Consider the following 17,064-nt stretch of genomic DNA (forward strand, 5'->3'; position numbering starts at 1 on the left):
ACATGGTCATCGATTTCAGCCGTTTGAACAGTTCCTCGTCACTGACCGGCAATACGCGTACCAGCGCCAACAAGGACACTGCCGAAGCCGGCAAATCCGCGCCGCTGAATACCCCGGCCGAACAGACCAGTACCGCCAAAAGCGGGGAATCGGTACACCTCAGCAATGAGGCTCAGCAGTTGCAGAAGGTCACTGACAAGCTGCGCGATCAGCCTGCCGTCGACAACGCCCGCGTGGCCGAGTTGAAAGCAGCGATTGCCGATGGCAGCTATAAAGTCGACAGCAACCGTGTAGCCAGCAAACTGCTCAACTTCGAAGCCCAGCGCTAGGCCACGGCCTGCGCCAGGCTTTTGGACGCTTAAAACCCAAGGCCAGCCATGCACGACACTAATTTACTGCAACTGATCATCGACGACTTTGCTCCAGCGCAACACTTGCTGGAATTGCTGCAAACCGAGTCCCTCGCCTTGCATGGTCGCGACATGCCACTGCTCGAAGACATTCTGGCGCGCAAACAGGCAATGATCATTCTGCTCGAACAGCATGGCCGCAAACGCAGCGAAATCCTCGCCAGCCTCAACCTGCCCACCAATCGCCAGGGCCTGGAGCAACTCGCCAGCCAATCAAGCGTCGGTGAGCCGCTGCTGGAACAGAGCGACGCGCTGACAGCCCTGCTGACTCAGTGCCAGACAATCAATGTCAATAATGGTCAGTCGATCCTGATTCAGCAGGCCGCCACGGCCAATCAGCTGAAGATTCTCACCGGCGGCGAACCACCCGCGCTTTACGATGCCCGCGGATCAACCTCCAAGTTAGCAAAGCCACGCCCGCTCAGTCAGGCTTGAACCTGTCGATGAGTTCGCTCTATCTAGGCGCGCCACATGCTGGCAATATACTGGCAATGCGCAAACATATTTTGTCCGGAGAATGATGAACCGTGTCCAATGCCTTAAACGCGGAAGATGCTCCACAGCCACCCAAGGTGCTTTCCACGCCAATGGAGATCGCTGGCAACCTTCGGCAGCTACAAGAGAGTCATGACCCGCTGATCATTACGTTCCATGAGCGCAACCAGCGTTTCCAGAGCTACCTGGTAGACGTTGATCGTGACGCCGACATGATCGCCCTGGACGAAATGGTGCCCCGCGATGGCGAACGCTATCTGCTGGCGGGCGAATCGTTTCGGGTCGAAGGCTTCCATGAGGGCGTGCGCATCGCCTGGGAAAGCAACGGTCCACTGAGCATTGACGAATCCGACAACACGCGCTGCTATCGCGGCAAACTCCCCGACGAAGTGGTTTACCACCAGCGCCGCAACGCCTTCCGGGCGGCATTGAAGCTGGCGCAGTTGGTCGATGTCGAACTGGGCGGTGAAAAGCTCAAATCGCCGATCAGCGGCAAGCTGCTGGATATTTCCGCCACCGGCTGCAAGCTGCGCTTTGACGGTGACATCACTGGCAAACTGCAATTGGGTCAGGTCTACGACCGCTTCGTTGCCTCCCTGCCCTTCGGTAGCATGACCACACCAGCGGAATTGCGTTACCTGCACTTCGAAGAAAAGATCTCCACCACCTTCGCCGGTATCCGCTTTCACAACATGAGCGGGATGGTGCAGCGTCAGGTCGAGCGCTTCGTGTACCAGCTTCAGCGTGAAGCACGGCGCTTCGACAAAGACGACTTCTGATACGACGCGTCAACAAAAAAACGGGCAGTCCCTTGCGGTGACTGCCCGTTTTTTTATGCACCAAAAGTCAGGGTCTGGCTTCAGTAAAACTTTGTTCGCGTCCCGAGTCCGGATCTTCCGGTGGCGTCGGATCTGCTTCCGGATCCGGCTCTGAATCCGACTCCGGATGGGGCGGGCTGTGCATCTGCTCCTGCACGACCTGCTCATCGACACGCGGGTCAAGGCACGCCACCAGCGGCGAACTCGACATGCTGTCCGGCATGGCCACGTGATGCAGCGGCGCATCGTCGACCTGATGCAGATTGGTGACCGCTTTCGGGCGGATCCGCCACACCAGCACCAGCGCGAAGAAACTGAAAAATGCATAGAGCATGTGGCTGCCGAACAGCTTCATCAGCACCCCTGCGACCAGTGGCCCGATGCTGGCGCCGACACCGTAAGTCACCAGCAGCATCGCCGTCAGCGAGACCCGACGATCGCCTTCGACGTGGTCATTGGAGAATGCTACCGCCAACGGATACAGGCAGAACTGCACCAGCGAACACAGGAACCCGGAGATGAACAACACCTCAATCGGCACCGTCTGCAAGATCGCCAGCGGCAACGCGGCCAGCGCCAGGCTGAAGGCAAAACAGCGGATCAATAGTGCCCGGTCATAGCGGTCAGACAGCCACCCTAACGGCCACTGCACCAAAAGGCCGGCAAAAATACAGCTACCCATGAACAGGCCGACCTGTTCGTTGGACAACCCCTGCTGGGACGCATACAACGGCGCCAGACCATAGAACGAACCCACGATCAACCCTGCCCCCAACACCGTACTCAACGACTGCGGCACGCGTTTGATGAAAAAGCGCGGCTCCATTGGGGCCGGGTGCAACGCCGCCGGGTGAATTCGTCGAGTGAGTGCCACCGGCACCAGGCACAGGGCGAAGCACAAGGCGACCAGCATCAGCAGTTCCAGGCCCAGGCCGGGGTGCATGACCAGTATCAGCTGACCCAGTACCAACCCCAGATAAGACGCGATCATGTAGCCGCTAAATACCTTGCCGCGCATGTGGGCATCGGCTTGTTCGTTGAGCCAGCTCTCGATGACCATGTACTGGCACATCATGCCCAGGCCGACAATCACCCGCAGGAACAGCCAGGCCGGCAGCCAGTCAGTCAACCCATGGCCCAATACCGCCGCGCCGACGATCCCGGCACACGCGGCATACGCACGAATATGCCCGACCCTGGCAATCAGTCGGTGACCGATCTTGCCGCCCAGTACCAGGCCGAAATAGTTGGCCGCCATCAACGCACCGACCCACAAGCTGTCGACGTCATCGGCAGCCAGGCGCAGGGCCAGATACGTGCTTAACAGGCCCGAGCCGATCAACATCATCAGCGAGGCGAAATACAGCGCTCGAAAGGATTTCCAGATTTGGCGCATCGGCGTTCCGAGCGGCTCCTTGCAGTGAAGATCAGACTACCGAAACAATAGACTGAAGACGACGAAGCGTCAGGCCTGGGTTGCTAAAACACGCCGCTCCCAGGGAGTAATTTCATCAAAGAAGCTGGTCAGTTCCATGGACTTCGAAGCGACGTAGCCTTCGATGAACTCATTGCCAAACAGTTCCTTCGCCAATTGGCTACGTTTCAGACGCTCAAGAGCCGCATGCAAGGTACACGGCAACGAAAGAATATCCGGCACCTCGAACTCGCCCTGAATCGCCTCACTGGGCTCCAGCTGGTTTTCAATGCCGTACAACCCGGCGGCAAGACTGGCCGCGATGGCCAGGTACGGATTGGCGTCAGCCCCCGGCAAACGGTTCTCGACCCGACGAGCGACCGGTGAACTGGCCGGAATGCGCAACCCGGCGGCACGATTGTCGTGGGACCAGCAGGCATTATTCGGTGACGCATACGGATGGCACAAGCGCTGATAAGAGTTCACGTTCGGTGCGAACAACGCAGTGAGGTCGGCCATGCCGGACTGCTGACCGCCGATGAAGTGACGGAAGATGGCAGTCGGCTGACCGGCTTCGTCGCTGAACACGTTACGCCCGGTGGCGCTGTCGACAATGCTTTGGTGAATATGCATCGAGCTGCCCGGCGTGTGCGCCAGCGGCTTGGCCATGCAGACCACGTTCAAGCCGTGATTGAGCGCGACTTCCTTGAGCAAATGTTTGAACAACAACGTCTGGTCAGCCAACAGCAGCGGATCACCGTGCAGCAGGTTGATCTCGAACTGGCTCACCCCCATTTCGTGCATAAAGGTATCGCGCGGCAAGCCCAGCGCCGCCATGCATGCGTAGACTTCCCTGAAAAACGGCCGCAAGCCGTTATTGGAACTGACACTGAACGCCGACTGACCGACCTCACGACGACCGTCCAGGCCCAGCGGCGGCTGAAATGGTTGAGTCGGATCGGGATTGGGCGCGAACACGAAGAACTCCAGCTCGGTCGCCACCACCGGCGCCAGACCGCGGGCTGCGTAGCGCGCGATCACTGACTTGAGTTGGCCGCGGGTCGACAGACGCGAGCTTTCACCGCTCAATTCGTCCGCATCGCAAATGGCCAACGCCCGAGGCTGCTGGCTCCAGGGCAAGCGATAGAGGTGCGCAGGGTCAGGCACCAACGCCAGGTCGCCATCATCGCTGCCGTAAAAAGGCGCCGGCGGATAGCCGCCCATGATGCATTGCAGCAGCACACCCCGCGCCAACTGCAACCGACGTCCTTCAAGGAAGCCCTCGGCCGTCATGACTTTGCCCCGAGGCACGCCATTCAAGTCCGGCGTGACACATTCAATCTCATCAATGCCCGCCAATCGCTGTGCGAGTGAACGATGGTCATCGGTAGTCATGACGCAATCCTTTGTTGTGCGAGCCGCGAACGGCGACCCGTACAAAATAGGCTCCAGCTGTTCAGAATATCAAGCAGCACCACACAATAAAGAACCGTCAGGGCAGGTAAAGGCTGAACACACCACCACCCAGCGGGCCACCATTGCTGAGCCGGGTACTCCCACCGACACCATTGCGCTGATGCAGCGCGGCGATCCGCCCGGCAAAGTACAGGCCCAGGCCGGTGCTACTGCTGCTGTAATTGATGCCCTGCACATAGTCAGCCTGAAACTCGATCATCTCGGCTGGATAACCGTCGCCATCGTCGTTGATGGTCAGCACCAACTGGCCGCCCTCGTCACTGACGCTGATCAGCAGTGACTCGCGCGCGTAACGAATGGCGTTGTTGATGATGTTGGCCAGCACCGAGGCGACCAGCTCGCGGTCGAAGAAACCCAGCGGGCACAAAGGGTCGACTTCATAGGTCGCGAGAATGCCGCGACTGGCGAACACCTCTTGATGGCTCGCCAGCTGCGCTTCGAGAAAGTCATCCAGATCATGGTAGGCCGGTTGCACCGGCAGCTGATTGACGCCCAGTTTGTACAGGCCCAACAACTGCACCAGCATGCCATTGAGGTGCGCGAACTCATACTCGATGACACCCTGCTCCGGGCTGCGCTGCACCGGATCGGGCAAGCGGGCCAGCCACTGGCTGTGAGCCTGAATCAGCAAGGCCAACGAGTTCTTCATGTCGTGCACGGTGGAGGCAATCACCGTCGAAAAATCCAGTGCCCGGTTGTCTTGGCTCATCCGCCGAACGCCTTGATTTTCAATTTCTGATAGCGCGGATAACGCGCGTCGGTATCGGGCATCAATCCGACCATTTTCAGACAGACCCGACATTCTTCCATTTCGGCCGACGGCACACTGGTATCAGTACCGTGCAGCAGCGACTGCGCCATGTTCAGGGCGATACTGATATTTTTCGGCTGCATCGCCAGCGCTTTGCGGAACACCGCACGGGCTTCCACCAGGTTGCCGGTCTTGTACACCCGCACGCCCTGACGGTTAAGGTCGGCGGCCGCGCTGCTCGAACTGAGGATCGTCGGGTCGTCGGTCAGTTTGGCGATGCCCTTCATCACCACCGGATCGTCACCGTAGATTTCCGCGCAGTTTTTCAACATCGACGCACCAGCGCTCGCCTGACCAAGCATTTGCAACTGCTTGGCCACCAGCAGCGCCGCCTCGGCACTCATGAATTGCTCCATGCCGTCGAGGCGCATCATCGCCTGCTCAGTGAGTTTCTCGGCAGTTTCGGCGTCGTTAAGCAACAGGCTGGTGGCTTTCATCAGACGCGCACGAATCTGCAGGCCAGGGTCGCTCGGATTCTCCTTGGCCACCAGGCTGAGGGTCGTGTTGATTTCCAGGCGGGTGCGGGTATCCAGCCCTTTCTCGCTACCTTTGCAGATCAAGGCGTGGGCCAGCCCCAGATTGCTTTCCGCATCCTTGAAGCGCGACTGAGCGCCTTGGGACACCGCCTGGCGATAAGCCCGGGAGGCGGTGTCGAAATCTTCGTTGGCCATCGCCAGTTTGCCCAGCAGCGCTTGCCGACGCACCGCCAGCGGCGACAGGCGAATGGCCTCTTCCAATACCCTCTGTGCGCCTCGGGTGTCGCCTTCGACCACCAGCACGTCGGCCATGCCGTCATACAGCGCCGGCATCATCGGAAACACTTTCAGGGCTTTTTCGTAGATGCCCTTGGCCTGGCTGACCTGGCCACGCTTGAACAGCAACTGGCCCAACCCGGCAAACGCCCACGGCAACGGCCGATCAGCAATGATGCTGTCGTAGAGGCGCTCCAGCGCTTCGTTCTGATTCAAGTCGCGCAATGCATCCGCGCGATAGCGCAGGCACAGCGGCGAATAACGGATGTCTTTCTTGCACAGCTCGATACAGGCATTGAGCACTTCAAGCGGCTTGCCACGGTCGAGTGCTTGCAGGATCGGCTTGAGTAAATTCTTGCGCTGCTCCAGACGCTCCAGGCGTTGAGCCAGGCCAGAACGGTTGAACGGCTTGGTCAGGTAGGCATCCGGTTCGTGCTCCAGCGCACTGAGCACCATGGCCTGGCTGGTTTCGGCGGTGACCATGACGAAGACACTTTCATGGCTGATCAGCTTCTCGATCATCAAGTCTTCGAGGACCTGTTGACCGTTCTTTTTGCCGTCGCCGAGGTGGAAATCCTGCAGGATGAAATCGTAGGACTTCTGCGAACACATGCGCAGCGCCTGTTCGCCCGTGTCCGCGGTATCCACGTCCTTGACGCCCAGCTCACGCAGCATGGACCTGACGGAACTGCGGAAATCCGAGAAATCATCGACGATCAGAAAACTCTTTTGGTGATACGACAGCATCGAAGATTTCCAGGCAATGTTAAGAAGAAGAGCATGACCGTACGGGTTATCGGCCAACAGTACCGTTACCTTTAGACTGAGAGGGCTCATCTACCGGGTGATCTGGCGGGCCCGACGCCCGCCAAAGACTGTTATCTGACTCTCACTTCATTTAGCGCAGCAAATGCACGGCCAGGCCGACGACCGCACAGGCCATCAGCACCTCAATCACGCCCCGCTTGAAGCGGAACAACGCAATTGCCGCTGCAATCGCGATCAGTGCAGAGGGCCAATCGAGGCTACCGCTAAAACCCTTCGGCCAAAGCACGTGATAGCCGAAGAAACACGCCAGATTGAGAATCACACCCACGACTGCGGCCGTAATGGCAGTGAGAGGCGCGGTGAACTTGAGTTCGTTGTGGGTCGATTCCACCAACGGACCGCCCGCCAGGATGAACAGGAACGAGGGCAAGAAGGTAAACCAGGTCACCAGGGAGGCAGCGACAGCTCCTGCCAGAAAAACGTGATCGCTACCAAACACCTGTGCGACATACGCCCCGACAAAGCTGACGAACGCCACGACCATGATCAACGGCCCGGGTGTTGTTTCACCTAGCGCCAGGCCATCGATCATTTGTGTCGGTGTCAGCCAGCCATAATGGCCGACTGCACCTTGATAGACATAGGGAAGCACGGCATACGCACCGCCAAACGTCAGCAGCGCCGCCTTGGTAAAGAACCAGCCCATCTGGGTCAGGGTGCCTTCCCAGCCATACAATGCGGTCAAAACCCCCATCGGCAATGCCCACAGTGCGGCGCCAATCAGTGCGAGCGATACCAATTTCAACCAGCTGAATCGGGCATGTTCCGGGGACGGGGTGTCGTCATCGATCAAGGCCGGGCCGAAGGACTTTTTGGCGGCGCCATGACCACCGACCCTGAACTTCTCGGGCACCAGGCGGCCGCCGACATAGCCGATCAGCGCGGCGCCCAGAACGATCAACGGGAACGGAAGATTGAACGCGAAGATTGCGGTGAATGACGCGGCCGCTATCGCCCATAGCCAGTTGTTTTTCAATGCCCGAGAGCCGATTCGATGGGCCGCCTGCACGACGATGGCGGTCACGGCAGGCTTTATGCCATAGAAGAGCCCAGCCACCACAGGCACTTCGCCGAAGGCGATGTACATCCACGACAAAGCGATCAGGATGAACAATGAGGGCAGCACAAACAGCACGCCAGCAATCACCCCGCCCCAGGTTCGATGCATCAGCCAGCCGATGTAGGTTGCCAACTGCTGAGCCTCTGGCCCAGGGAGCAACATGCAGTAGTTGAGGGCATGCAGGAATCTACGCTCGGATATCCAGCGCCGCCGCTCCACCAGCTCCTGATGCATGATCGAGATCTGCCCCGCCGGCCCACCGAAACTGATGAAACCGAGCTTCAACCAGAACCAGAACGCCTCACGAAAACTGATCGCTTGCGGCCTGGACAGCTCTTCTTCATCCATGGGTGTCAAAGCCTCTGGAAACGAGTCAGCAGATAGTGTGCGATGCGGGGTACTAACAGAAAGGCATTCTGATTTTTTTGACGGAGCGCAAACCCATTCAGGTTTCAAACGCTGCGTTGCGCAAGGCGCCATGAAATAGATGGTGTCCCAGGGCAGGTTCGAACTGCCAACCTTCCCCTTAGGAGGGGGATGCTCTATCCAATTGAGCTACTGGGACACAAGTCGCCCGCACGAGATGCGGTAGACGGCGAGCATGTTAACGGGCCGCCCTGCGTTTGTCATGTCGTCCGTAGGGCTTTTTAAATGTAGGCAGACGCCCCGTATGACCGTGGCTTTGTTTACCGTGCAAATTGCTTCCCCTCAAAATGCCAGCATTGCAATTTGCAAGACAGCCCCCCTGCCAAAGATAATTTAATTCATTGTTTTTAAGGGAATTAATAGCCGCTAAACTCTTGGCACGCGGAGTGCTTCAACTGTTCTCAAGAACCACTGAGGTGAGCCTCATGAATCGCGCCCTTTTACTCTCGAATGCGATCGCCCTTGCAGTCCTGGCGGGTTTTCATTTTGCCCCCGAGAGCAGCGCGGTACAGGTCGCCCAACGCATTCCACATTACCTGCAACTGCAAAAAGCCCCGCAATTGGCGGCCATGAACGATCAGCGCGGCTTGATTCGCCAGGATGTCAGCCAGGAAGCAGGACCGAAGTCGCAGTCCTCAGAACGCTTGGTATTTTGAATAGCCCCCTATCAGGAGCACAGCATGTCCAAATCAGCCGCAGGATTTTTGATCCTTGCCTTACTGAGCGGCATTCTTCATGTGGCATTGGTGCAGGAGGCAGTTATCACCCTGCCCCTGATTGCCTGCGGCGTTTTTGGCGGGTTGTTTGTGTTGGCGCTGATTGCCGGGCGAAAAATCAAGTTTGATCCGGTTCTGCGTTAAGTTTCAGCAGATTGAGTAGATGGACAACGGTAACGGCGAGCTCGCCGGAGTTATCGAGTCGCTGGATCTGCGTATCTCCAGGAAAATCGCCCGCGGTGAATTGCCCATTGCGGCTCAGTCGCCCTTCAATCTCCGCAAGACTCTCACGGCCCCGCCGCACCAAGCGTTCACGCAACACTTCATCCTTGACGGTCAACAGTACCGGCAAAAGCGCGGGATAGCGTTGTAGGGCCTCGGCAAGATGACCGCGAGAACCGTTGATCAATACAGGTCGGCCGTCCTTGAGCCACTGATCAATCTGAATCGGAATACCATAATCCAGGCCATTGGCGTGCCAGGACAATGCGAATTCACCCTCTTCTTTTCGACGCTGGAAATCTTCGCGGGATACCCCGATGGCGTCCTCGCCCACACTTTCTGCGGAGCGCGTGATGACTCGCCGCACCACTTCCCCGTTCATCGACTGTAAAGGTTTTCGAGCCGCTTCGATGAGGCTGTCCTTACCGGATCCGGAAGGCCCCATCAAATAAATCAGCCTGCCATCCATCTTGAATCATCCCCCACTGCGCGTCCGCCCCTAGTAAATCGGCCATTTGCCACTATCCTGTATCAGACAAGGACCAAAGATCGAATCCGCATAGCATGCACCTTCGGGCGACTTGAGACATCACCTGCAGGGCAGACGGCGCGGTCAGAGATACGGCAATGGACAAACTTTTCCAACCAGTCCTCATTTCTGAATACAGGTGCTGGCATAACGCCGTTACCCGGTTCAATATTTGTCACAGAATTGACGCCAATGATCTGGCTGGTATGAGGCATGATGCGCGCCTCTATCAATTCAGGTTGAACATTTGGCCTGAGCGCTTGTCCTAAGTGACATCCTGCGGCCAATCCCGAGAACCGCTCCCCTGAACTAACCGGTTAAATATATGCGCCCATTGAAACAGGCAATTTATTCCAGCCGTACGGCTGACAAGTTCGTCGTACGTCTGCCAGACGGAATGCGTGAACGCATTGCCGAAGTGGCTCGCAATCATCATCGCAGCATGAACTCCGAAATCATTGCTCGCCTTGAGCAGAGTCTTATTCAGGAAGGCGCTCTGGGCGAAGAGTTGAGCATGCGCCTGGACAGCCCGGAGCTGTCATTGCACGAACGCGAATTGCTGCAACGTTTCCGTCAACTTTCCCACCGTCAGCAAAACGCACTTGTTTCGCTGATCGCCCACGACACTGAATTGGCCGCAGACGCTTCCTGATTCACCCCGAAAGCTCAAGCCAGCATAATCGCTGGCTTTTTTTTGCCTGAAATTCGGATCGAGTAGGAGGCGGATTCACATCCGCCGTCCTCTCACACCACCGTACATACGGTTCCGTATACGGCGGTTCAGGCTATGCGGTTAAGCCGGTTTATCGTATCCAGTATCGAGACCAGCCCGAGTCGATCCCACAGCTTCTTCGGTAGCGCCTGATTCATATGTGGCGCTCCCGAGTTCCACCATGGGCCTCGGCCATTGACTGCCGATTTCCACGCCCGTGCCTCACCGAGTCCCAAACGTATCAAGTTGCGCGCCCTCGTAGAGGGCCGCTTCCATTGACGCCATACGACACAGCGAAGCTTGTGACGCACCCAACCGTCAATTTCCTCAAGCGGCCGCTTGCTCTGACTGAGTTTGAAGTATCCTGCCCAGCCACGCAGTACGGGGTTTATCCGCTCGATGACAGTCGCCATTTTGCAGCCCCGAGCATGACGTAACAGCATTCTCAATCGGTCGCGCAAGCGACCTAGACTCATCGTCGCCACTCTTAGTCTCGGCTGTTGATGCCAGCTCATCCCATAGCCTAAGTAATCACAGGCCCAAGGCCGTGCCACACGGCTCTTTTCCCGGTTCAACGTCAGTTTCAGGCGCTGGCTCAGGAAACGCTCGACGCCGGCCATCACTCGTTCGCCGGCACGGCGACTGCGCACATAAATGTTCGCGTCATCGGCATAACGCACGAAGCGATGGCCCCGTCGTTCCAGCTCACGGTCGAGTTCGTTGAGCAGGATGTTCGACAGCAACGGCGAGAGCGGGCCGCCTTGCGGCGTCCCTTCCTGCCGTCGACTGACGAGTCCACCTGACATCGTTCCCGCTTCGAGGTAACGACGGATCAGCGTGAGTACACGCCTGTCTTCGATTTGACGCGCCACGTAGGCCATCAGGACATCGTGGTTGACCCGATCAAAGAACTTCTCCAGATCAAGTTCCACGCACCAACGGTGACCCGCCGCCACATGGGCGCGGGCTGTTTCGATGGCTTGGTGAGCGCTTCTGCCCGGACGAAAACCGTAGCTGTGGTTCGAGAACAGCGGGTCGAAGATCGGCGTGAGCTGTTGCAGCAGAGCTTGTTGGATCAGGCGATCCACGACACCGGGAATGCCCAACTGCCTTGTGCCACCTTTGGGTTTGGGGATGTCGACGGCGCGCACACCTTGCGGGTGATACTCGCCGGCCAGCAACCGAGCCTTAAGGATCGGCCAATACTGTTTCACGTAACCTGACAAATGCTCGACCGTCATGCCATCGGCACCCGGCGCGCCCTTGTTGCTGACTACGCGTTGATACGCACGCTTGAGGTTGGCGGGTGCAAGCACCCGCGCCATCAGCGTGTCCGGCTCCGCTTTCGTCCACGTCACAGACGCCGTCGATACCTGTGCGCTGTCAGCCGTCATCCTCGGATTCTGTCCGGGACTCGGAGTAACAGTCTTCTCTGGGAGAAATTTCTGCATTTCGGTATTCAACGAGACTTCGACGCCTACTGGCGGCATAACCTGTTCGGCCCTTGGTGGCGTGGTCATTCGCCACTTACTACGGCTTCAGCTGACTTCTGCACGTTCATCCCGTCGCCTCTCGACGCTCGGTAGCACACTGGCAAACGTGCAGATCTCCCAGGGTAATTCGCGCGACCTTCCTGCTTATGCCTGTCGGATCTACGTCACAGCGTTCCGTGCAAGTATTGGGCTTTAACGGTTTGGGCCGTCTTACCCCGCTGCGCCGCCTCTATCCGCTTCCTGTTCGTCAGGCCAGCACTTTGCCTCGGGCTTCCTTCAGATTCGCAGTCACCCACGACACCCTTGCCTCTGGCTAACACTTCCCCTTGCCGGGTGTGTAGAGGACTTTCACCTCCAAGTCACCAGCGTGGCCACCACAGCCAAGCTGATTGCGCTTGCGCGCAACGCGCCATGCCTGGCGCACCCCAAAAAAAACCCGCCGAATGGGCGGGTTTCTTAAAGCAGGTCAAGTCAGAGCAGGAATATCGTCGCCAGCCCGAGGAAGATGAAGAACCCGCCACTGTCGGTCATTGCGGTGATCATCACGCTCGCACCCATCGCAGGGTCGCGTCCAAGCCGCGCCAGGGTCATCGGAATCAAAACCCCCATCAACGCCGCCAGCAACAGATTGAGCGTCATGGCGGCCGTCATGACCACGCCAAGGGACCAACTGCCATAAAGCAGATAGGCCACCACCCCGATCACCCCGCCCCAGACCAGGCCATTGATCAGACCGACCGCCAACTCCTTACGCATCAGTCGCGAGGTATTACCAGTACTAACCTGATCCAGCGCCATGGCCCGAACGATCATGGTGATGGTCTGGTTACCGGAGTTGCCACCGATACCGGCCACGATCGGCATCAACGCCGCCAGTGCGACCAGTTTTTCGATGGAGCCTTCAAACAGGCCGATCACCCGGGATGCAATAAACGCGGTAATCAGGTTGACCGCCAGCCAGGCCCAACGGTTGCGCAGGGATTTCCAGACTGACGCAAAAATATCTTCTTCTTCGCGCAGACCCGCCATGTTGAGAACTTCGTTTTCGCTCTCTTCACGAATCAGGTCGACCATTTCATCGATGGTCAGACGACCGATCAGCTTGCCGTTTTTGTCGACTACGGGCGCCGAAATCAAGTCGTAACGTTCGAACGCCTGAGCAGCGTCGTAGGCGTCCTCGTCCGGGTGAAAACTCACCGGATCACTGGCCATGACCTCCGAAACCTGTTTTTCCGGATCGTTGACCAGCAGACGCTTGATCGGTAGCACGCCCTTGAGCACGCCGTCATAGTCGACCACAAACAATTTGTCGGTATGGCCCGGCAGCTCCTTGAGGCGACGCAGGTAACGCAGAACCACTTCGAGACTGACATCCTCACGGATGGTCACCATCTCGAAGTCCATCAGCGCACCGACCTGCTCCTCGTCATAGGACAACGCGGAGCGAACGCGCTCGCGCTGTTGACCATCGAGGGTTTCCATCAGCTCGTGGACGACGTCTCGCGGCAGCTCGGAAGCCAGGTCAGCCAGTTCGTCAGCATCCATGTCCTTGGCCGCAGCCAGGAGCTCGTGATCGTCCATGTCGGCGATCAGGGTTTCACGGACCGAATCGGATACTTCGAGCAAGATGTCGCCGTCGCGATCCGCCTTGACCAATTGCCAAAGCGTCAGACGATCATGCAGCGGCAGCGCTTCAAGTATGTAGGCGACGTCGGCGGAGTGCAGATCATCGAGCTTGCGTTGCAGCTCGACGAGATTTTGCCGGTGAACCAGGTTCTCGACCCGGTCGTGATGCGGACCTTCCTGGCGATGAGTCAGGTCTTCGATGACCCGCTGACGCTGCAACAGCTCAACAACTTGAGCGAGGCGGTCCTGCAGGCTTTCTTGCGTTTTTTTTACTTCAACTTCAGACATAGGCGAACTCCACTCCCAGCAGCGGGGCACGCCGGAAGGATCAATCAGTCAATTCATGATTGGTAAAACGGGGTACTGAGTAACTACTGGGTAAGTCCATGGAGGTATTCCACAAGCCCCGGCGGGGCTGACGGGCGCAATGATACACCGCCCAACGGTTTTAAACGTTAAAAAATCGTGGCTGAAACAAGCGCTTGCAAGACAAACCTGAGCACCACCTTATCTATCCAATTGCGACGACTCATTCTGAAAAGAAAACACACCGCCCTCGAAAAATGTAGCAGCTACCCTTGATATCGACCGTCATGGAGGACGTCAAATGCCACCGACTGCGTACTATTTTTTGCTGACTGCCCTGCTCTGCCTACCGCCTCGACTGCAGGCAGAGACTGTTCACCGATGTGAAGCCCCCAACGGGCAGGTGACCTTCACCACCTTGAGCTGCACGGCCGGAGAGCGTCTGTCTTTGCAGGATGTGCACACGTTCACACCCGGCAGCACGATTGCGCTCATGCCAAGCGCCGACACAGGCGAAACATCAGGTATGAAAAACCAAAGGAGAGCGCCAACCATCGTGGGTCAGGCCGAGGACAAATGCGGGAATCTGATCAACGCCAAGGAGCGACGCACAGCGATCATCAATCAACGTGTCGTCGCCGGCATGAGCCAGCAGGACGTCGAGAGCGCACTCGGCAAGCCAGACAAGATCAATATCAGGAATTCATCAACGACCTATCGTTACGACACCAAGCGAGGTCGTAGCGCGCACGTCGAGTTCGATGAGAAAGGATGCACGAAGGGAAAAGCCAAACTCCAGACGGCAAAAAGCCCGCGTTAAACGCGGGCTTTTTGTTGTTTGGTGCACTCGACAGGATTCGAACCTGTGACCGCTCGGTTCGTAGCCGAGTACTCTATCCAGCTGAGCTACGAGTGCATTTTGTGTTTTTAAACCAGACCACAACTGGCTGAAGCAAAGTCGCTCGCATTACTGCAAACAACTCTTAAATGGTGCACTCGACAGGATTCGAACCTGTGACCGCTCGGTTCGTAGCCGAGTACTCTATCCAGCTGAGCTACGAGTGCATTTGTTGCCGCGCATTATAGGCCGTCTAATCTCTATGTCAAACACTTTTTCTAGTAATTTCAACAACTTACCGAAGAAGCCAGATTACAACGTACTACGCAAATAATGGCGGAGAACGGGGGATTCGAACCCCCGACACCCTTTTGAGGTGTACTCCCTTAGCAGGGGAGCGCCTTCGGCCACTCGGCCAGCTCTCCGCAACACGGGGCGTATCTTAACCAACCTTTTCCCCGTTTGCAAACATAAAAAACGATAAAAATTAATGGCTTGGTTCTTCGTCCTTCTCTTTCTTAATACGCAGGTAAATTTCTTCACGGTGCACGGCAACCTCTTTCGGGGCGTTGACACCGATACGCACTTGATTTCCTTTGACGCCGAGCACGGTCACGGTGATTTCGCCATCACCAATAATCAGGCTTTCTGCGCACCGCCGGGTCAGAATCAGCATACCTTTCTCCTAACGCATTTCATTTCAGGGACAACAGTCTGCAAAAAAAAGGCACTTGACCCACAACCAGAATGATCGCAGCCCTACATGCCTGAGTATTGACCAGCGCGAGCAAAAGAACAGTCTTGGGTCGCGCTATTCAAAAAAAACGAAGGGCGCGGTCAGACCGCGCCCTTCGGCAAACGCATCACTCGCCCTGTCGGGCCGGCGCGTCCAGTTCGAAAGCCGTATGCAGAGCGCGCACAGCCAATTCCAGGTACTTCTCTTCGATCACGACGGAGACTTTGATTTCCGACGTCGAGATCATCTGGATGTTGATGCTTTCTTTCGCCAGGGATTCGAACATGCGGCTGGCCACGCCTGCGTGAGAGCGCATGCCTACGCCGACAATCGATACCTTGGCAATCTTGATGTCACCTACCACTTCACGGGCACCGATCTCGCGAGCGGTGTTTTCCAGCACGGTTTGTGCGGCCTGGAAGTCGTTGCGGTGCACGGTGAAGGTGAAGTCGGTGGTGTTATCGTGCGCAACGTTCTGCACGATCATGTCGACTTCGATGTTCGCGGCACTGATCGGGCCGAGAATCTTGAACGCCACGCCCGGGGTGTCTGGCACGCCACGGATGGTCAGCTTGGCTTCATCGCGGTTGAAAGCGATGCCGGAAATGATCGGCTGTTCCATGGTTTCCTCTTCATCAATAGTAATGAGGGTGCCCGGACCCTCCTTGAAGCTGTGCAGTACGCGCAGCGGAACGTTGTACTTGCCGGCGAACTCGACCGCGCGGATCTGCAACACCTTGGAACCGAGGCTGGCCATTTCCAGCATCTCTTCGAAGGTAATCTTGTCCAGGCGCTGGGCCACGGACACCACACGCGGATCAGTGGTGTAGACACCATCGACGTCGGTATAGATCTGGCATTCATCAGCCTTCAAGGCTGCGGCCAACGCCACGCCGGTGGTGTCGGAACCGCCACGACCGAGGGTGGTGATGTTGCCGTGCTCGTCGACGCCCTGGAAACCGGCGACAACCACCACGCGACCAGCTTTCAGATCACCACGAATCTTCTGGTCATCAATCTGCAAGATACGCGCTTTATTGTGCGCGCTGTCGGTCAGAATCCGTACCTGATTGCCGGTGTAGGACACCGCTGGCACGCCGCGCTTGATCAGCGCCATGGCCAACAGCGCAATCGTCACCTGTTCACCGGTGGAGACGATCACATCCAGCTCGCGAGGAACCGGCTGGTCGCCGCCACTGATTTGCTTGGCCAGATCGATCAGACGGTTGGTTTCGCCGCTCATTGCAGACAGCACAACCACCAGGTCATCGCCGGCTTCGCGGAATTTCTTAACCTTGTCGGCGACCTGCTCGATTCTCTCGACAGTGCCGACCGAGGTGCCTCCAAATTTCTGTACGATCAAAGCCATTTCAAAGCCGCCTCTGCCCATGAAGGG

Annotated in this window: 17 protein-coding genes and 4 tRNA genes; 7 read left to right on the forward strand and 14 right to left on the reverse strand. The window is 57.4% G+C overall.

The genetic code is table 11. From position 1 onward, the window contains the following. The first annotated feature begins 2 nt into the window (after positions 1–2). The 3 genes from flgM (at position 3) to ACA048_RS21770 (ending at position 1,684) form a co-directional block, all read left to right on the forward strand. Positions 3–329: a flagellar biosynthesis anti-sigma factor FlgM gene (gene flgM / locus ACA048_RS21760; RefSeq protein WP_497626226.1), complete on the forward strand. Its 327-nt coding sequence runs from the start codon at positions 3–5 to the stop codon at positions 327–329. 48 nt (positions 330–377) lie between these two features. Beyond that, the gene (locus ACA048_RS21765; RefSeq protein WP_497626227.1) at positions 378–845 is read left to right on the forward strand and encodes a flagella synthesis protein FlgN; all 468 of its coding nucleotides are present in this window, start codon (positions 378–380) and stop codon (positions 843–845) included. A gap of 92 nt (positions 846–937) precedes the next feature. Beyond that, positions 938–1,684, forward strand: coding sequence for a flagellar brake protein (locus tag ACA048_RS21770; protein ID WP_497626228.1), 747 nt, complete (start codon positions 938–940; stop codon positions 1,682–1,684). A gap of 67 nt (positions 1,685–1,751) precedes the next feature. On the opposite strand, the gene ACA048_RS21775 is transcribed toward ACA048_RS21770, so the two are convergent. From ACA048_RS21775 to ACA048_RS21800, 6 genes are all read right to left on the reverse strand, one after another. Further along, positions 1,752–3,119, reverse strand: coding sequence for an MFS transporter (locus ACA048_RS21775; RefSeq protein WP_497626229.1), 1,368 nt, complete (start codon positions 3,117–3,119; stop codon positions 1,752–1,754). Between the two features lie 69 nt (positions 3,120–3,188). Then, positions 3,189–4,430: a glutamine synthetase family protein gene (locus tag ACA048_RS21780; RefSeq protein ID WP_497629913.1), complete on the reverse strand. Its 1,242-nt coding sequence runs from the start codon at positions 4,428–4,430 to the stop codon at positions 3,189–3,191. A 199-nt stretch (positions 4,431–4,629) separates the two neighbouring features. Beyond that, on the reverse strand, positions 4,630–5,322 hold the full coding sequence (locus ACA048_RS21785; RefSeq protein ID WP_497626230.1) for a sensor histidine kinase: 693 nt from the start codon (positions 5,320–5,322) through the stop codon (positions 4,630–4,632). Continuing rightward, the gene (locus ACA048_RS21790) at positions 5,319–6,923 is read right to left on the reverse strand and encodes a response regulator (RefSeq protein ID WP_497626231.1); all 1,605 of its coding nucleotides are present in this window, start codon (positions 6,921–6,923) and stop codon (positions 5,319–5,321) included. The genes ACA048_RS21785 and ACA048_RS21790 overlap by 4 nt, the downstream gene beginning before the upstream one ends. 151 nt (positions 6,924–7,074) lie before the next feature. Continuing rightward, complete coding sequence (gene chrA, locus ACA048_RS21795; RefSeq protein WP_497626232.1) at positions 7,075–8,412, reverse strand: chromate efflux transporter; 1,338 nt, start codon at positions 8,410–8,412, stop codon at positions 7,075–7,077. Positions 8,413–8,552: 140 nt separating this feature from the next. Further along, positions 8,553–8,629 (reverse strand) — tRNA-Arg (locus ACA048_RS21800). A 286-nt stretch (positions 8,630–8,915) separates the two neighbouring features. On the opposite strand from ACA048_RS21800, the gene ACA048_RS21805 reads away from it, so the two are divergent. Next, on the forward strand, positions 8,916–9,146 hold the full coding sequence (locus tag ACA048_RS21805; RefSeq protein WP_497626233.1) for a hypothetical protein: 231 nt from the start codon (positions 8,916–8,918) through the stop codon (positions 9,144–9,146). Positions 9,147–9,170: 24 nt separating this feature from the next. After that, on the forward strand, positions 9,171–9,350 hold the full coding sequence (locus ACA048_RS21810) for a PA3371 family protein (protein WP_452627808.1): 180 nt from the start codon (positions 9,171–9,173) through the stop codon (positions 9,348–9,350). Here the strand turns inward: ACA048_RS21810 and phnN are convergent. Further along, the gene (gene phnN, locus ACA048_RS21815) at positions 9,325–9,897 is read right to left on the reverse strand and encodes a phosphonate metabolism protein/1,5-bisphosphokinase (PRPP-forming) PhnN (RefSeq protein ID WP_497626234.1); all 573 of its coding nucleotides are present in this window, start codon (positions 9,895–9,897) and stop codon (positions 9,325–9,327) included. The genes ACA048_RS21810 and phnN overlap by 26 nt on opposite strands. A gap of 385 nt (positions 9,898–10,282) precedes the next feature. On the opposite strand from phnN, the gene ACA048_RS21820 reads away from it, so the two are divergent. Further along, positions 10,283–10,609, forward strand: coding sequence for an Arc family DNA-binding protein (locus ACA048_RS21820; RefSeq protein ID WP_497626235.1), 327 nt, complete (start codon positions 10,283–10,285; stop codon positions 10,607–10,609). A 128-nt stretch (positions 10,610–10,737) separates the two neighbouring features. Here ACA048_RS21820 and ltrA read toward each other — a convergent pair whose 3' ends face one another. Together ltrA and mgtE are read right to left on the reverse strand one after the other, a co-directional pair. After that, entirely contained in the window at positions 10,738–12,159 is a 1,422-nt protein-coding gene (gene ltrA / locus ACA048_RS21825; RefSeq protein WP_497626221.1) for a group II intron reverse transcriptase/maturase, read from the reverse strand. A gap of 474 nt (positions 12,160–12,633) precedes the next feature. Then, a complete protein-coding gene (gene mgtE, locus ACA048_RS21830; RefSeq protein WP_497626236.1) occupies positions 12,634–14,076 on the reverse strand; it encodes a magnesium transporter in 1,443 nt (480 codons plus the stop codon). Between the two features lie 319 nt (positions 14,077–14,395). Between mgtE and ACA048_RS21835 the strand changes: the two genes are divergently transcribed. Then, positions 14,396–14,914 carry a cell envelope protein SmpA gene (locus tag ACA048_RS21835; protein ID WP_497626237.1) on the forward strand — a complete coding sequence of 173 codons (519 nt, stop codon included), beginning with the start codon at positions 14,396–14,398 and terminating at the stop codon, positions 14,912–14,914. A gap of 19 nt (positions 14,915–14,933) precedes the next feature. On the opposite strand, the gene ACA048_RS21840 is transcribed toward ACA048_RS21835, so the two are convergent. The 5 genes from ACA048_RS21840 to ACA048_RS21860 all read right to left on the reverse strand — a co-directional run bounded on the left by ACA048_RS21840 (position 14,934) and on the right by ACA048_RS21860 (position 17,037). Further along, positions 14,934–15,010: transfer RNA gene (locus tag ACA048_RS21840), tRNA-Arg, on the reverse strand. Between the two features lie 72 nt (positions 15,011–15,082). After that, positions 15,083–15,159: transfer RNA gene (locus ACA048_RS21845), tRNA-Arg, on the reverse strand. A 107-nt stretch (positions 15,160–15,266) separates the two neighbouring features. Beyond that, positions 15,267–15,357: transfer RNA gene (locus ACA048_RS21850), tRNA-Ser, on the reverse strand. A gap of 62 nt (positions 15,358–15,419) precedes the next feature. Further along, on the reverse strand, positions 15,420–15,608 hold the full coding sequence (csrA, locus tag ACA048_RS21855) for a carbon storage regulator CsrA (RefSeq protein WP_002554426.1): 189 nt from the start codon (positions 15,606–15,608) through the stop codon (positions 15,420–15,422). A 187-nt stretch (positions 15,609–15,795) separates the two neighbouring features. After that, the gene (locus tag ACA048_RS21860) at positions 15,796–17,037 is read right to left on the reverse strand and encodes an aspartate kinase (RefSeq protein ID WP_497626238.1); all 1,242 of its coding nucleotides are present in this window, start codon (positions 17,035–17,037) and stop codon (positions 15,796–15,798) included. Positions 17,038–17,064: the final 27 nt, after the last annotated feature.

The sequence above is a fragment of the Pseudomonas sp. LBUM1659 genome (genome assembly GCF_059716045.1).

Bases quoted from the DNA above. Each gene is read 5' to 3' on its own strand.
- ACA048_RS21805 (WP_497626233.1), top strand. From the start codon at position 8,916: ATGAATCGCGCCCTTTTACTCTCGAATGCGATCGCCCTTGCAGTCCTG.
- csrA (WP_002554426.1), bottom strand. From the start codon at position 15,608: ATGCTGATTCTGACCCGGCGGTGCGCAGAAAGCCTGATTATTGGTGAT.
- flgM (WP_497626226.1), top strand. From the start codon at position 3: ATGGTCATCGATTTCAGCCGTTTGAACAGTTCCTCGTCACTGACCGGC.
- ACA048_RS21785 (WP_497626230.1), bottom strand. From the start codon at position 5,322: ATGAGCCAAGACAACCGGGCACTGGATTTTTCGACGGTGATTGCCTCC.
- ACA048_RS21810 (WP_452627808.1), top strand. From the start codon at position 9,171: ATGTCCAAATCAGCCGCAGGATTTTTGATCCTTGCCTTACTGAGCGGC.
- ACA048_RS21820 (WP_497626235.1), top strand. From the start codon at position 10,283: ATGCGCCCATTGAAACAGGCAATTTATTCCAGCCGTACGGCTGACAAG.
- ACA048_RS21765 (WP_497626227.1), top strand. From the start codon at position 378: ATGCACGACACTAATTTACTGCAACTGATCATCGACGACTTTGCTCCA.
- chrA (WP_497626232.1), bottom strand. From the start codon at position 8,412: ATGGATGAAGAAGAGCTGTCCAGGCCGCAAGCGATCAGTTTTCGTGAG.
- phnN (WP_497626234.1), bottom strand. From the start codon at position 9,897: ATGGATGGCAGGCTGATTTATTTGATGGGGCCTTCCGGATCCGGTAAG.
- ACA048_RS21780 (WP_497629913.1), bottom strand. From the start codon at position 4,430: ATGACGGCCGAGGGCTTCCTTGAAGGACGTCGGTTGCAGTTGGCGCGG.
- ltrA (WP_497626221.1), bottom strand. From the start codon at position 12,159: ATGCCGCCAGTAGGCGTCGAAGTCTCGTTGAATACCGAAATGCAGAAA.
- ACA048_RS21790 (WP_497626231.1), bottom strand. From the start codon at position 6,923: ATGCTGTCGTATCACCAAAAGAGTTTTCTGATCGTCGATGATTTCTCG.
- ACA048_RS21835 (WP_497626237.1), top strand. From the start codon at position 14,396: ATGCCACCGACTGCGTACTATTTTTTGCTGACTGCCCTGCTCTGCCTA.
- mgtE (WP_497626236.1), bottom strand. From the start codon at position 14,076: ATGTCTGAAGTTGAAGTAAAAAAAACGCAAGAAAGCCTGCAGGACCGC.
- ACA048_RS21775 (WP_497626229.1), bottom strand. From the start codon at position 3,119: ATGCGCCAAATCTGGAAATCCTTTCGAGCGCTGTATTTCGCCTCGCTG.
- ACA048_RS21860 (WP_497626238.1), bottom strand. From the start codon at position 17,037: ATGGCTTTGATCGTACAGAAATTTGGAGGCACCTCGGTCGGCACTGTC.